The sequence below is a fragment of the Brevibacillus migulae genome (genome assembly GCF_004521915.1).
Taxonomy (GTDB): Bacteria; Bacillota; Bacilli; order Brevibacillales; family Brevibacillaceae; genus Brevibacillus_F; species Brevibacillus_F migulae.
In genome coordinates this window covers 1-15680 of record NZ_SDKD01000025.1, presented here as the reverse complement: position 1 = coordinate 15680, position 15680 = coordinate 1, and the positions used below count along the sequence as shown (strand labels likewise).

Annotated in this window: 13 protein-coding genes; 11 read left to right on the top strand and 2 right to left on the bottom strand. The window is 49.4% G+C overall.

The window, feature by feature from the left end; genetic code table 11:
• Nucleotides 1–9 precede the first annotated feature (9 nt).
• The 4 genes from EIZ37_RS21910 to EIZ37_RS21895 all read left to right on the top strand — a co-directional run bounded on the left by EIZ37_RS21910 (nt 10) and on the right by EIZ37_RS21895 (nt 5070).
• Nucleotides 10–837 (top strand): pyruvate, water dikinase regulatory protein, encoded by an 828-nt coding sequence (locus EIZ37_RS21910; RefSeq protein ID WP_134686900.1) that lies wholly within the window; start codon nt 10–12, stop codon nt 835–837.
• A 157-nt stretch (nt 838–994) separates the two neighbouring features.
• On the top strand, nt 995–2842 hold the full coding sequence (dnaG, locus tag EIZ37_RS21905; protein WP_134686899.1) for a DNA primase: 1848 nt from the start codon (nt 995–997) through the stop codon (nt 2840–2842).
• Between the two features lie 37 nt (nt 2843–2879).
• Nucleotides 2880–3992 (top strand): RNA polymerase sigma factor RpoD, encoded by a 1113-nt coding sequence (rpoD, locus tag EIZ37_RS21900; protein ID WP_134686898.1) that lies wholly within the window; start codon nt 2880–2882, stop codon nt 3990–3992.
• Nucleotides 3993–4095: 103 nt separating this feature from the next.
• A complete protein-coding gene (locus EIZ37_RS21895; RefSeq protein ID WP_134686897.1) occupies nt 4096–5070 on the top strand; it encodes a hypothetical protein in 975 nt (324 codons plus the stop codon).
• Between the two features lie 73 nt (nt 5071–5143).
• Here EIZ37_RS21895 and EIZ37_RS21890 read toward each other — a convergent pair whose 3' ends face one another.
• Nucleotides 5144–5719, bottom strand: coding sequence for a pyridoxamine 5'-phosphate oxidase family protein (locus tag EIZ37_RS21890; RefSeq protein WP_235828159.1), 576 nt, complete (start codon nt 5717–5719; stop codon nt 5144–5146).
• A 269-nt stretch (nt 5720–5988) separates the two neighbouring features.
• Here EIZ37_RS21890 and EIZ37_RS21885 point away from each other — a divergent pair, with 269 nt between their 5' ends.
• The 7 genes from EIZ37_RS21885 to EIZ37_RS21855 all read left to right on the top strand — a co-directional run bounded on the left by EIZ37_RS21885 (nt 5989) and on the right by EIZ37_RS21855 (nt 14725).
• Nucleotides 5989–7128, top strand: a complete 1140-nt coding sequence (locus tag EIZ37_RS21885) for an acyl-CoA dehydrogenase (protein WP_134686895.1) — start codon at nt 5989–5991, stop codon at nt 7126–7128.
• Nucleotides 7129–7237: 109 nt separating this feature from the next.
• Nucleotides 7238–7993: a tRNA (adenine(22)-N(1))-methyltransferase gene (locus EIZ37_RS21880; RefSeq protein WP_134686894.1), complete on the top strand. Its 756-nt coding sequence runs from the start codon at nt 7238–7240 to the stop codon at nt 7991–7993.
• Entirely contained in the window at nt 7948–9063 is a 1116-nt protein-coding gene (locus EIZ37_RS21875) for a Nif3-like dinuclear metal center hexameric protein (protein ID WP_134686893.1), read from the top strand. The genes EIZ37_RS21880 and EIZ37_RS21875 overlap by 46 nt, the downstream gene beginning before the upstream one ends.
• 27 nt (nt 9064–9090) lie before the next feature.
• The gene (locus tag EIZ37_RS21870; protein WP_134686892.1) at nt 9091–9588 is read left to right on the top strand and encodes a hypothetical protein; all 498 of its coding nucleotides are present in this window, start codon (nt 9091–9093) and stop codon (nt 9586–9588) included.
• A gap of 36 nt (nt 9589–9624) precedes the next feature.
• Nucleotides 9625–11631, top strand: a complete 2007-nt coding sequence (locus EIZ37_RS21865; RefSeq protein WP_134686891.1) for an S-layer homology domain-containing protein — start codon at nt 9625–9627, stop codon at nt 11629–11631.
• Nucleotides 11628–13118, top strand: a complete 1491-nt coding sequence (locus EIZ37_RS21860) for a S41 family peptidase (RefSeq protein ID WP_134686890.1) — start codon at nt 11628–11630, stop codon at nt 13116–13118. The genes EIZ37_RS21865 and EIZ37_RS21860 overlap by 4 nt, the downstream gene beginning before the upstream one ends.
• 131 nt (nt 13119–13249) lie before the next feature.
• The gene (locus tag EIZ37_RS21855; protein ID WP_134686889.1) at nt 13250–14725 is read left to right on the top strand and encodes an alkaline phosphatase family protein; all 1476 of its coding nucleotides are present in this window, start codon (nt 13250–13252) and stop codon (nt 14723–14725) included.
• Here EIZ37_RS21855 and EIZ37_RS21850 read toward each other — a convergent pair.
• On the bottom strand, nt 14700–15365 hold the full coding sequence (locus EIZ37_RS21850; protein WP_167569082.1) for an endonuclease/exonuclease/phosphatase family protein: 666 nt from the start codon (nt 15363–15365) through the stop codon (nt 14700–14702). The two genes, EIZ37_RS21855 and EIZ37_RS21850, sit on opposite strands and share 26 nt — an antisense overlap.
• Nucleotides 15366–15680 lie beyond the last annotated feature (315 nt).

Below are 15680 nucleotides of genomic sequence, written 5' to 3'. Positions count from 1 at the left end.
GGAGAAGACATGGAGGATAGCCGACAAGGACAACTGATCTATGTTGTCTCCGATTCAATCGGTGAAACCGCGGAATTGGTCGTGCGTGCAGCAGCGAGCCAATTCGACGGACATTTAATTGATGTACACAAATATCCTTATATCGAGGATAAGGACGCTATCGATGAGATCATCGCTTCGGCTAAAGAGTCAAAAGCGATGATCGTCTTTACGTTGGTCATCCCGGAGCTTAAGGACTACATGCTGCAGGCTGCCCACGCAAACAAAGTTCCCGTAATCGATGTGATGGGGCCGCTGATGGTCACGCTGCAGCAGACCCTGAAGGTGAAACCGTCAAACAAGCCTGGATTGGTCAGAAGGCTGGATGAGGAATATTTCCGCAGGGTAGATGCTATCGAGTTTGCGGTCAAATACGATGATGGCCGTGATCCGCGCGGCTTGCTGCGTGCGGATGTCGTGCTGATCGGCGTTTCCCGCACGTCCAAGACGCCATTGTCGATGTATTTGGCCAATAAGCGTTTAAAAGTGGCCAATGTACCTCTTGTACCCGAGGTGGAGCCGCCTGAGGAGCTGTTCGAGCTTCCGCCGGAGCGCGTGATTGGACTTACCATCAGCGGAGAGCAATTAAACGGGATTCGGACAGAGCGCCTGAAAGCGTTGGGATTGACTGCCCAGGCGAATTACGCTGCGCTCGATCGGATACACCAAGAGCTGCAGTATTCGCAAAAAATCATGCAGCGTTTGGGCTGTCCGGTCATCGATGTCTCCAATAAAGCGGTCGAAGAAACTGCCAATATCATTCTGGAAATGATCCGAAAAAGCCGGTTGCACAAATAGAATAATATCGGCAGAAGGATATTGAACGTTTTTGTAGAACTATTGGAGTCGTTGTCATTTCCGTCAAGAAGTTGTACAGAAATGTACATGCAAAGAAGGATTTTGGCGAATGCTGACGAATGTTATATCTTCATTGATCCTATAAAGGTGGAATGAGATGACAGGTCTCAATTCAGAGGAGATAGTAAACCAGGTTCGTGCAGCTGTCGATCTCGTTGATGTGGTCAGCGAATATGTCCAATTGAGGAAGAGCGGTCGAGCGTATTTGGGATTATGTCCCTTTCATTCGGAAAAATCGCCTTCTTTTAATGTGAACGCAGATCGACAATTTTTTCACTGTTTTGGTTGTGGTGCGGGAGGAGATATCTTCTCCTTCATGATGAAAATCGAGCAGTTGACTTTCCCGGAAGCCTTGCAAAAGCTAGCCGACCGGGCAGGGATTATCATCCCGCAGCAGCAAAAGGAAGAATCACCTAAGCATTCAGCCAAACAGCTGATGTATGAAGCGCATCAACTGGTGGCGAAACTATACCATTATGTCCTCATGCATACTCCCTACGGTACGGAAGCCAGACGATATCTGGAGAAGCGAGGGATGTCCGTTCAGACCATCGAGGAATTTCAGATCGGTTTTGCCCCTGATTCTTGGGATTTTCTCACCCAATGGTTGAAAAAACGACAGTTCTCACAGGAGTTGATGGTGGAAGCTGGCTTGTTGGTAAAAAGCGAGCACGGACGCATTTTTGACCGGTTTCGCGGCCGCGTGATGTTTCCTATCCATAATTCACAGGGAGAAGTGATCGGCTTTGGGGGAAGATCACTCGACGGCGCTCATCCAAAGTATCTGAACAGCCCCGAAACACCACTGTTCAACAAAAGTGCAACCATCTTCAATCTGCATCGTGCACGCGCCGTGATGCGCCGCAGAAAGCAAGCGATCCTGTTTGAAGGCTATGTGGATGTCATCTCGGCATCGCAAGCTGGTTTCGGTCAAGGGATCGCAACGCTGGGTACGGCCATTACCGAGCAGCAGGCACGGTTGATCAGGAAGAATGTGGAGCAGGTCATTATTTGTTATGACGGGGATACGGCTGGTCAGGAAGCAACTTCAAAGGCGATCCAGCTATTGCAGGAAACTGGCTGTACGATACGGATTGCCCCGTTGCCAGCGGGAATGGATCCGGATGATTACATACGCAAATATGGAGCGGAATCTTTTTCCCAGCAGGTCTTGCTGCGGGCGATGCCTGTTACAGCTTTTCGTTTGCAACATTTGCGCAGCAAACACGTATTACAAGATAAGGCAGATCAAGCTCGTTATGTGCAGGAAGCACTTCGCATTATTACCCAGCTCAATAGCCCGATCGAACGGGATTTGTATGAGCGGCAGCTGGCTGAAGAATTTTCACTATCACTAGACGCATTAAAGCTTGAAGCAAAACGGGTGTACAAAGAACAAAAAAGTAATGCGCAAAGGGATAAAGTGACGCCGGGATGGAATAATAGTATAAATAATGGCAAATTTGCGCTCGCAAAGTCGCTGGCACCTGCCTATGAAACGGCAGAACGAAAGTTGTTGTACTACATGATGCATAAGCGTGAGATCGCTGACCGCGTGATGCAAGAATGCAAGGCGGACTTTCAAATCGACGAGCACAGTGCACTGGCTGCATACCTTTATGCTTATTACGCCGAAGGGTTTGCCGAAGACCCCGGACAATTCATTCATTACATGCAAGAAGAAAACCTTAAGCAATTAGCCTCGGGATTGGCCATGATGGAGTGCAAGGAAGACGTATCTGATACTGAAATCGGTGACTACATCAGACAAGTGAATAACTACCCGTTGCGTGCCGAGTTGGATCGATTGCGCGAAGAACAGCGAACGCTGAATCTGCAAGCGACCACCGCGGATGACGAAGATACACGCAAGCAACTGGAAATTCAAGCTGCCGTCGTAGGGATGAAGATTCTTGAATTGGAAAATGCTTTAAAGGAAGGGTAGTTCTCAGATCATTCCCGGGGAAGGAGGGATAGTTTAGATGAACAAACAAAATATTACGTCAGACGAAGCCACTTCCATCGAGCAAGTGAAAGAACAGTTGGTGGAGCTGGGCAAAAAACGTGGCAGCCTCACGTATAAAGAAATTATGGAGCGTCTCTCCGGCTTCGATCAAGACTCCGATCAAATTGATGAGTTTTTCGAGTTCCTCGGGGACCAAGGCGTCGAAGTGAACAACGAAAGCGACGAAGAAGTCGATGAAATGATGAAAGACGATGACCAGGAAGAATTTGATTTTGATGACTTATCGGTACCGCCGGGGATTAAAATCAATGACCCTGTTCGTATGTATTTGAAAGAGATCGGCCGTGTACCGTTGCTCTCCGCACAGGAAGAGATCAAACTGGCCCTCGGTATTGAGCAAGGGGACGAGGAAGCGAAGCGCCGTTTGGCCGAAGCGAACCTGCGTCTGGTAGTGAGCATCGCGAAACGTTATGTAGGTCGCGGTATGCTGTTCCTGGATCTGATTCAGGAAGGAAACATGGGTTTGATCAAAGCGGTAGAGAAGTTCGACTACCGGAAAGGCTTCAAGTTCAGTACGTATGCAACATGGTGGATTCGCCAAGCGATTACCCGCGCGATCGCGGACCAGGCGCGTACGATTCGGATCCCTGTGCATATGGTGGAAACCATTAATAAATTGATTCGCGTATCCCGTCAGCTGCTGCAAGAATTGGGGCGCGAACCCACCCCGGAAGAGATTGCGGAAAAAATGGATCTGACACCGGAAAAAGTGCGTGAGATTATGAAGATTGCGCAAGAGCCCGTATCGTTGGAGACACCAATCGGGGAAGAGGATGACTCTCATCTGGGCGATTTCATCGAGGATCAAGACGCGTTGGCACCATCCGATGCAGCCGCGTATGAATTGTTGAAAGAGCAATTGGAAGATGTGCTTGACACGCTTACCGATCGTGAGGAAAACGTACTTCGTCTTCGCTTTGGCTTGGATGATGGACGGACGCGCACGCTGGAGGAAGTCGGGAAGGTATTTGGGGTTACCAGAGAGCGTATCCGACAAATTGAGGCAAAAGCCCTACGAAAATTACGCCATCCTAGCCGCAGTAAACGCTTAAAGGATTTCCTGGAATAGCCGATATAGTAATAGATGCTTGCCTACGTTTGCATGCGTAGGCTTTTCTATTTCTCATCCGTCGCAGGCGGAGGTTGTGTGATTCAAAGGAGAGTGGCTGTTTTTGGACGATCAGCGTAAAAAAATCATTATTTCTGAGATAGAAAACTGGCGCAAAAACCATCTTCTGCCCGAACATTATTGCATCTTTTTATTGAACCTCTATTCAGCAGGTGAGCATAAGGTGAATCCCGTACCTGCGAAAAGCGGTCGAAGCAGTCGTACCATTGTGGCGGAGACACCGGTCATGGCAGCTCACGGTACTTCTGGCTCCTCCGTCATGGTTGAAGCAGGGGAAGGATCCGCAACGGAAGCAAGCGGCGGAGTTCGTTACATTCAGAAAGCCTCCGCTGGATCGCAGAAGATCTCCTGGAAACTCGTGCTTTCCTGGTTTTTAGGCGCGAGTGTAATCGCTTCACTCATTTTGCTTGCTTTTCATTTTAACGGTTTTAGTTCCCCAATGCAAATTGCCATCTTTTCCGTAAGCGCACTGGTTTTCTATATTTTGGCAGTATTTTTCCGCCGAAGAAATGCAGGATACAGCCAGCTTTTTTTAGCACTTTCATTCATTATAGTCACGATGGGCGGATTGTTCATGATTCGTCAGTTGGATTTGGACAAAACGGCATTGCTCTTCTTTTTGACGATCTTGTTCCTGCTGTGGTGTGGAAATGGACTGTTTTTCCGGCTTGGCTATTATCTGTACTGCGGTTTGTTGGGTCTGGGGATTATGTACGGATTTGCCACCATTGGCAGAATATCGGCCGATTACAGCTGGTGGGCGACGGAGTTGTACTGGGTACCGATTTCCCTGCTCATGGTCGGGCTGGGGTTTCTGCTGCACGAGCGACAGCGTCAGCTGGCTGGCGCGTTGGCGATATGCGGCTTGCTCTTGTTCTTTGGCGCAGAAGTACAATCGTTGTATATTGCCAAAGCGAAGCAAGAGGTCATCCAGTTATTGCTATTCATTAAGGTGTTCGCAGGTTCCGCTTTGTTTTTCCTTACCAGGAGATACTGGTTTTCCTGGCTGAGCTTGTAAGGCATTGGACTTATGAAAAAAGACCGGGGTTACCCGGTCCTTGGCTGTAGGGCTGTCGGACCACCGGCAGCCTTTACGTATGTGTAGAGCCATGACGGGCCACATCCATCTGGACTTTCCGCCCGGGATAAAAGGCGCGCTCCCGATTCAGCGGATTTTCTTTGGCCGAAACATGCTCAGGATCGATGCGGTATACTGCGACCTCGCTGTTGAGAGAAGAGCGGTACTTCGCCACATGTTGCTTGGCTAGAGGCTGATCATAGTAGCCAGGCACATATTTTTCAAGCATCGCTTGCAAAGCAGCGGTGGCTTCGTCAAGTTCGGCAACCCGTGTGGCCTGTCCGAATATCATGACACTCATATAAGCGGTGTCGGTACTGGCTGGAACAGGATCTGCGATGGTCCCGTACTCTTCGCTGACCGTGAAACAAACACGGGCGTTTTGTTGGATGATATCGCATTTTCGACCAGTATCCGCTCCGTGAAAATAAATCGCATTTCGATACCAGACGTAATTCAGCGGGACCACGTATGGCTGCTGGTGTTCGTCGGATAGACCGAGAAAACCCGCCTTGGCGAAAGCGAGGAAATTTTCGATTTTGGTTTGGTCGGTGCAATCGCGTTTCCAATAACGGATGGGTTGGTTCAAAAGACTCACTTCCTTCATGCTTGATGGAATGTATTGTAAAAAAATACTGACCATATAAAAAGGTACAATTCAAAAGATTTATATAAGGACAGATGAACAAATAAAATAATTCACACAATGACCGTTAGATCGTGTATAATAATGGGAGATTAACTGAGCAAGCGCTCGGTCAAAATCAGGAATTTCAATATCGACAATTATGTAAGTGCTTACAAAAAGAATGTGAAGTTCCTTTTTCTTTGCGTATAATCGATGAAAGGTGTGGGGACATGTTTTTTGATTTTACGGAAGAACAACGGATGATCAAACGGATGATTCGCGAGTTTGCAGATGAAGTGGTTGCTCCTGGGGCTGACGAGCGAGATAAAACGAAGCGGTTTCCGGTGGAAATCTTTAAACAAATGGCTGACTTGAATTTGCTCGGGCTTCCCTTCCCTGAGGAGTATGGCGGAGCCGGTGCTGACTATATCAGCTTTGCCACGGTGGTCGAAGAATTGAGCCGTGCTTGTGCATCGACAGGGATTACGTATTCCGCCCACATCTCGTTGGGTGGCGCACCCCTGAATCTGTTTGGCACGCAAGCACAAAAAGAGAAGTATTTGACACAGATCTGCAGTGGGGAAAGCATGGGTTCGTTTGGATTGACTGAGCCGAATGCCGGGTCCGACGCGGGTGGAACAAGGACAACTGCTATCAAAGAAGGGCAGGAGTGGGTCATCAATGGCTCCAAGTGTTTCATTACGAACGCTTCCTATGCAAAATTCCTCGCGCTGACGGCAGTGACTGATAAAGAACAAGGGTCCAAGGGCATCACTGCTTTTATCGTTCCGACGGATGCGCCCGGGTTTACGGTGATTGACAACTATGAAAAGCTGGGGCTTCACAGCTCGAACACGACGGAACTCGTCCTTGATCAAGTCCGCGTTCCCGAGGATCATATATTGGGCAAGCAAGGCGAGGGCTTCAAGCAGTTCCTCATCACCTTGGACGGTGGACGCATCGGTATCGGTGCGATGGCGGTCGGTATCGCTCAGGCTGCTTATGACAAAGCGTTGCAATATGCCAAGGAGCGTCAGACTTTTGGCAATTCGATCTCGAAGTATCAAGCGATTCAATTCAAGCTGGCTGATATGGCCATGCAGATCGAGCTTGCGCGGAATATGGTCTATAAAGCCGCGTGGTTGAAAGACAATGGGCGCAAATTCACCAAGGAGGCGGCCATGGCAAAGCTGTACGCATCTGAGATCGCGATGTCCGCGACACACCAAGCGATTCAAATCCACGGCGGCTATGGCTACATGAAAGAATACCAGGTTGAACGTTTCTTCCGTGATGCCCGTTTGCTTGAAATCGGGGAGGGTACATCCGAGATCCTGCGAATGGTGATCGCCAGAGAGATCGGCTGTTAAGCCTTTTTGACATGAATCCCTATCGAAGGATAGGGATTTTTCGCGTTTTTCGCTGTTGGGCTTTTTTCCCGGAATCGGTTAGAATAGACACAACGGAAGGTGAAAATATATGAGCTCGATTATCATTTCCCGGCGTTTGCGACACATCGCGCAATACTGCCTGCCGGGTGCCAGAGTGGCTGACATTGGATCAGACCATGCTTTGCTGGCCTCTTATTTATTGCAAAATGACATCGCCTCCTTTGTGATTGCAGGGGAGTTAAATGAAGGGCCTTACCAATCGGCATTGCGCCAGATTGAATCCCTGCGGCTTCAAGAGAGAGCCTCCGTCAGAAAAGGAAACGGGCTGGCGGTTCTTTCCCCAGGTGAAGTCGATACGATCTGCATTGCCGGTATGGGCGGACAGCTGATCGCCTCGATTCTGGAAGCTGGCAAGGAGAATCTTGCAGGTGTAAAACAACTGATTCTGCAGCCAAATGTCGGTGAAGAAATCGTGCGGCGCTGGCTAATGGAAAATCATTGGCAGCTGGCAGCTGAGACGATTTTGGAGGAAGACGGCATCCTTTATGAAATCCTGGTGGCGCAGCCAGGAGAGCCGCTTGCACCGTATACCGGTCTGGATCGGCCAGTCGAGGACCTGATGAAGCTGGGACCGTTTCTCTGGCAGAAGAAGGATCCTCTGCTCATCCGCAAATGGGGCCGGGAGCTGGACAAATGGCGCCAGATCAGTGAGCAGATCCAGCGTTCCGGACGTGCGGAAAACCAAGGGAGACTCGAAGAAATCAGCAGAGAAATGAAATGGATCGAAGAGGTGATTGCATGCTTGCAAACGGACAGCACATTATCCAATACGTCGAAAAACTAGCGCCGAAATCAATCGCCATGGAAGGTGACAAAATCGGTTTGCATGTCGGCACCCTGCAAAAGCCTGTGAAAAAAGTCATGATCGCGCTGGATGTACTGGAAGAAGTCGTCGATGAGGCGATCGCAGAAGGAGTCGACCTGATTGTGGCTCATCATGCGGTGATTTATCGCCCGCTGAAAAATATCAGAACCGATCTGCCGGGTGGACGTCTGTTTGAAAAATTGCTCAAGCACGACATCGCCGTTTATACAGCCCATACCAATCTGGATGTCGCGGAAGGCGGTATGAATGACTGGCTGGCAGAGGAACTCGGATTGACACAGGTGGAAGTGCTGGACCCTCTCCATACCGACTTCCTGAAAAAACTGGTCGTATTTGTTCCGAAAACCCATCGGGATGCCGTTTTCCAGGCGATCACCGCTGCTGGAGCGGGAGCTATCGGCAATTACAGCCATTGTTCATTCCAGGCAGAAGGCATCGGTACTTTTTTACCTGCGGAGGGCACAAAGCCTTATATTGGGACGACTGGACAACTCGAGCGGGTGGAAGAGGTGCGCATCGAAACGGTCATCCCTGCATCCCGACAGTCGGCGGTCATCTCGGCGATGAAGGCGGCCCATCCGTATGAGGAAGTCGCCTATGATATTTATCCGCTTGATCTCCCCGGGAAGGTATTAGGGATTGGTCGAATCGGCAAGCTGCCCGAACCGATGACACTGCGTGCCCTTGCGGAGAAGATAAAGGAGCGCTTTTCGCTCACGGGTGTGCGAGTCGTCGGGGGTCTGGACGACCTTGTCAAGCGCGTGGCAGTGGTCGGCGGAGACGGCAATTCCTTTGTAGGAAAGGCTGGTTTTCGCGGTGCGGACGTATTTATCACGGGAGACATCAACTACCATGTCGCTCATGACGCGGCTGCAGCCGGACTTCGTCTGATCGATCCGGGCCATAACATTGAGAAGATCATGAAGCATAAGCTGGCAGCATTTTTGGCCGAGCGGCTGCAAAAGGATGGCTATGCTACCGAAGTCATCCCTTCGCAAACCCATACGGATCCGTTCCAGTTTGTATAGGTCTGTGGGAAAGGTGAGGTGAAGCATATGCTGCCCGCTAAAAAGCTGTGGCATTGGCATAAAGCGAAGCAAGCAATGAATGCGGCTCGTGACGAATGGCAGCAATTGGAGGAAAAGCGCAGCCAGATGGAGCGGCAGGTACGAGACTTGGAAACGAAGTCCAGCCATTTGCCTGCGCCCTCCAATCCAGATGAAGAAATTGCCAAGCTGCTGTTGGAGCAAGAGTTGTGGATGATGAAAAAGGATCAGCAGGAGCAGGCTGCCCGCTGGGATCATCAGGCTCTGGAATTGCAGCAGTCCATCCAAGAATTGCAATTTGAAATCTTGGCTCTGGAGCAGGAGCTGGACGAGGAATTTCTTTCCGCTTACATTCGTTTATCCGAAACAAAAGCAAATCCGATAGTAGAAGTGAGAAACAAAGCGTGCATGGGCTGTTTCCGTCCCTTGTCGCTGCGCAAGGTAGATGAATGGCGGCGCGGCAAGGGACCTGTTTTTTGCGATGAATGCGATCGGCTTCTCGTGTAAATTGTCTGTCAGTTGCTTGCCTTAAGGAGGATCCTTGTGCAAAAAAGAAAAATGTGGAAGGCCACCGCAGGTCTGCTGCTCTGTGCGCTGCTTGCGCCACAGAGCACCTATGCGGAAGAAGAAGTATACATTCCTTTTACCGATATCTGGTCCCATTGGGCAAAGAAATCGATTTTTAGGACGGTGGAGGAAGGGATGTTCGCGGAGAGCAAGGATGGTCATTTTTATCCGGACCGTCTGATGACTCGAGCGGAATATCTGGTTCTTCTGGATCGTCTCTTTCTTCGGAATCAACAGCAGCTTCAACCACTTTCCCTGCTTTCGGAAAGTTTTTTGCTGGGACGCGAGGACGATTTTGAAAATCCATCGCTGCCCTATACCGATGTGAATCGTTTGACTTGGATGTATCGTCCGATTCTTCGCGCTTCTTTGTTCATGGAGACGCTGTATGGACCGGATGCTCTGCATCAGGTCTTTCCGGGAAAAGAGCTGCAGCCGGCCAAGCCGATTACGAAAGGAGAGGCGGCACGGTTGCTCCAGGTCTTTGTCGGGGCGAAGGACAATGCAGAGGCGTGGCAGGAAATCACCACACGTTCCTGGCTGAATGGAAAAGAGACAGACCCGCTCACCAGGGCTGAATCGGCCGTACTGGCGGATCAAGTGATCAGCCTGGTTGATGCGGATGGGCTGTTGCCCACTTTGGATGTGGACGGCACCAAATACCCGTTGGTGCCGGATATCCGTGAGCTTTTCCCTTTGTTTGCGACCTACACGGAATGGAAGACAGCCGATGACGATGCCTATTTGCAAGCGGTGGAAGCCATTCGCAACAGGGCAGACGACGAAAAGACGTATGAAACGTTGACGCGTTTGTCGCAGACGGATTACCCGAACAAGGTTGGGATTTACTACTATTTAAGCTGGAACCCGAATACACCGTTAGAAGACAATTTGACCAACGCATTTTCTGCGCTGGATGCTTACTTCGCGGATCGGATTGTTTTGCCAGATACCATGCGATTGCTGGTCGCGAATATTTACGACATCATTTTGCAAATGCAGTCTGAAGACAAAGAGATTTTTGAAAAGACGCTCGATCGCCTCCACCAATATGAAAGCAAGATGAAGAAAGGCACAAAGGAATGGGAAGCTTTTTCGATTTACCTGGCGGCCATGGAAGCGAACAGGGGAGATCTCTCTCGGACGATCGCTGCTTACCGCGAAGTTGGAGAAACTTCGGAATCCTTGCGCAACATTGTATACTATCTCATTTCCCAAGAACGGATTGAAGAGGCGGAACAAGAGCTTAACGCTTCGGCGGGCATCAGCAATTCACCCGAGTTTCAGACATTGAAGCGGGGGATTTTGCAAGACCTCACGCAGCTGAAGGACCAAGATTCGATCGCCAACCACCTGACATTCGTACTGGGCCATTTCCAACAACAGCAGGATTATCGGGTAGAGGGAACGGCCGCATTGAACGGTTTTCGCTTCAAATACTGGCAGGACATCGATCAGGATCGGCAGGTTGCTCATACGACCGGTTATTATCAATCTCCTCGAGACCTAGTGCTGCAAAAGATGGAATCTTATGTCGATGCTGCGGAAAATGTCGAATATATTCATCATTTCGATGAGCAATCCTGGTCGCTTAGCCAGACGAATTCAAATGATTATATGCATGAATGGATCGAGAAGCAGTCTATCCGTACTCGCGTCCATGAATTGCAGGCTCGGTATGAAATGCAATCATTCGGCTCGTATGACATCATCACGGAGTGGATTCCCGGAGACGCAATCGTTGAAAAAGCCGGAACGGTGAGCTTGGAGAATGGCCGTGTCGTAAACGTGCCGCTCTTCATCAACAAATATTATATCGACCGGGTAACCGATCAGCTCATCGCTCATCAATGGCGCTATGAGGAAATCTATGATTCCAGACAGTACGTGTCTTATATCGGCAAAGAAAGCTACACACCGAATCAAGCGATTTCGATCTACATTCCGGAAGAAGTCCGAAAAGAGGTGAACAACAAGCGATGATCAAAATCATTCTTACGAGTATGCTGGCCGGAAGCCTGTTGTTCTCCAGCCAAGCTGGAATCGCTGCTGAAAACGATGTTCCATACGTAGAAGTAGGGGAAGTCTTTCAGCTTTTGGAAGAAAATCACGTCAATAAGCCCACTGAGCCACAGCTTGTGACAGGGGCACTGAATCAAGTAGGGCAGGAGATTCAGAAATTGAACAAAGGCAAGGTACAGACGGATCCGGAGGACGATACCCTGCCGGAGCTGATCGGGCAGCTGCAGGAGTGGGAGCAGGCTTACCTCTTGGACGAGACGGATGTCAATCGCTGGGCCATCAATGGCATGCTCAGCACTCTGGAAGATCCGCATACCGTTTTTTTCACAAAGGAAGAGTTGCAGCGCTTTGAAGCCAACGTCAATAACGAATATGTCGGCTTTGGATTTCGGATGCGCATTCAGGATGCGCAGCTGATCATTCGGGAAGTATTCCCGAACTCACCTGCAGAAACGGCCGGACTGCAGCCGGGGGATCATCTCATTGCAGCCGACGGAAAAGATCTGAAGGGCAAGAGCTTTGAAGACGCCTATACCCTGTTGCAAGGAAAAGAAGGGACAGAGGCGGTGCTGACGATTTTTCGCCCGAAAGAAAATGCGACCAAGGAGTTCAAGGTTAAACGAGCGGTACTGAGCATCCCGGAAGTGGTAAGTAAGCCATTTCAGGGAGATATCGGGTATATTCGCCTGGATACCTTTGGTGCCGAAGCAGCGCAAGAGTTTCAGCGGCATTTGTATGCGCTAAGCAAAGGGTCAAAACCTGTGAAGGGATTGGTGTTCGATCTGCGTGACAACGGCGGCGGTTATTTAGGGGCAGCGCAGGATATCGCCAGCTTGTTCATGGAGGACGGATTGCTCACGTATATGCAGGATCGAAACGGTGTGGAGATTGCACGCTGGGTGCATAATGGCGAAGAAATCCACATCCCGGTTAAAATCCTCGTCAATGAAGGGACAGCATCTGCTTCAGAGCTGCTCTCAGGGGCGCTTCGCGATCACGGGATAGCCACCCTGGTTGGAACGAAAACGTACGGAAAAGGAAGTGCTCAGCAGGTGATCGACCTGGAGGAAGGGGATGCCTTGAAAATCACATTGCATCAATACCTGACTCCGAATCGCACGGTCGTCAATCATGTGGGGCTTACGCCTGATCTGGAAGTAAAAGACGATATTGCGCAAGTTATCGAAGCTCTGCGTTCGCTGGGAGTGAAACACTTTGAGGTAAAAGAAGCAGATGGCGATGTGTTGATTAATGGCGTTCCTTTTGTCGTTACCCATCCGCTCTTCAAAGCAACTCCGCAAGGCTTGATGATGCGTGCGGAAGTTTTCAAAAGCGTCATGAAGCAGTCTGAGCAGGCAAACACGGATTATGTGCTGATTCCATCTGCGGTCCAGTCGAAGATCGTACAAAACAGCGGGGAGATCACGTTGACCTTCACCGATTCATAATGGCATGTTGGGATAGCCCGTCATCGTTCGCGATTACGGGCTGTTTTCTTTTCTCACGCATAGCCGATTGTTTAAGGCAAACACTAAAGACTACGACTGACTGATTCTTATTCCGCAAAGGAGGAAGGGACATGAAGAAAATAATCCTGTTCCTCGTGGATTCCATGATGCCCGATGTCGTACATGCCTGCATCGCGCAAAAAAAAGCCCCGGCGTTGGAATTTTTCCAGCAGCATGGGGAGATCATCCCGGATTGTGTGACGGTTTACCCTACTATGACGGCTTCGGTTGACTGCTCTTTGCTGACAGGAGTATATCCTGACGAGCACAAGGTGCCGGGGCTCGTTTGGTTTGATCCTCAGACCAAGTGCATCATCAACTATGTCAACGGAGCTATGCCCATTTATAAAATCGGATTGGGGAAGTGCGCAAATAATGTCCTTTACGATTTGAATGAACGTCACTTGAGCAAGTATGTGAAGACCATTCATGAAGAATTGGAAGAGCAGGGCTACATTAGCGGATCCATTAATGTGATCGCCCATCGGGGACATAAGCAGCATAAGATGAGTCTCCCGTTAGTGCTTGATGCCATCATGGGATTTCAACCCGCCAAGGTTTCCGGACCGACCTTTTTGAGTCTTGGAACGCTTGTACAGCCGAATTTGTTCAGACCGCTCAATTGGAACTGGTCGCACGGTCCTATGTCCAGCTATGGCATTAATGATGCCTTTGCGATTGATGTGCTGCTGGAAGTGATCCGGAGCGGCAAGCAGCCGGATTTTACCCTTGTATACTTGCCGGATAATGATCACAAGGTACATAGGGACCCCAGCGCGGCTGTCGATCATCTTGCCGAAGTAGACAAGCAATTGGTCCGCTTTCTCGACTCTTTTGATTCCTGGGAACAAGCGATGGAGCGAAACACGATTCTGTTGATCAGCGACCATGGACAAACATCGATTGGAACTGACAAGGATCTCAATATACCGTTGGATGATTTGCTGGCTTCCTTTTCGTTGTATAAATTAGGGACAGATTTTGACGTAGAGAATGAAGTGGTGGTTTGCAACAACGAGCGGATGGGGTATATCTATCCGTTGTCGAACGAATTGCATGATAAAGTGATTGCTGCTGTTTCGAATGAAAGTAGGCTCGATATCATTGCCTGGAAAGAGGATGAATGGGCTGTTGCGCAAAAAGGCGGAACGGACGAGATGGTTCGGTTTCGCAAAGGCGGACGATACAAAGATGCGTATGGAGCGGAATGGACCATTGAGGGAAATGCGCAGGTGCTTGATTTACAGATCACCGGAAATCTCGTCGCTTATGATTCCTTTCCGGATGGCATGGCCAGACTGTACGGCGCTCTTTTTTCACAAAGCGCTCCGGTAATTGTGGTGAACGCAGCGCCTGGTTACGAGTTATTATCCGAGTATTCTCCGACTCACTTAGGAGGAGGCAGCCATGGTTCCCTGCATAAGCAAGACTCTACGATTCCATTGATCGTAGCAGGTGCTTCTCATCCTTTTCCGCGTCCTGCCAGACTGATTGACGTGAAGGCTTTTATCGCTCAGGAGATCAAGGCTCTGCAAGCTGTAAGGTGACCAGGATGGGATAATGATCAGACCATTTGACATCAATTCGTTGATACTCGGTTACCTTCCACTGGGAAGAAACAAAGATATAGTCTACTCGCTTCGAAAAGGGTACAAGGGTAGAGAGTCGGTGCATGTGTTGGATGCGACCACAATCCAAAAGGTGAGGGGTAAACTCGGTGTGACGGCTATTGAAGTCACCGAGCAGAACAAGCGGTTTATCGTTGAGTGGAGCGATCTCCTTGCGCAATGCTTCAACCTGTGCTTCTCTGCTGGATTCATCAAGACTGAAATGGGTCACCCAGAAGTCAAGATATCGGTTGTCCCATTTTACGGTTGTCTGCAGCAGACTGCGCGGCTCTTTTTTTGCAGGGAGGGACTTAACCGTGCTAAAAACCAATGGGTGCTTTGTTAATAGGGCGTTTCCATAAGAGCCGTCGGCAATCGGTAACGCGGGTCCATAAGCATAACTCGTTTGCAACCGTTCAGCGAGATAAGCGGCCTGGTACCCCGACCGATTGTTTTGGTGTACTTCCTGCAGTCCAATAATATCAGCTTCTAAAGAAGAAAGCGTTTCGGCCATCTGATCCAGACGCTTTCTCATGAACAAGTCTTTACCACCGTGAATGTTATATGAAACAATGCGCAATGAAATGCTCCTCCCTTCAACTACTCTGTTGTTTAGTATGGTCAAATTTTCTAGTTGCTTTCACTAGAGGACAATGATATGATCTAACTCCTGGCTTCGTTGGAAGCGAAGTCGCTTTAACCGATAATTTCCTGTTGCAATACAATTTTGTCTATGCTATATTAAAAAACGTCGCCTCCGCTGAAGGGCGATTGACTTACAAGATTCGTTCCTTGAAAACCGGATAGAAGTTGTTTTATGCCTCGTTCAATTATATTTTGCTTGACCATTGATCAACACCAATTTATTGGAGAGTTTGATCCTGGCTCAGGACGA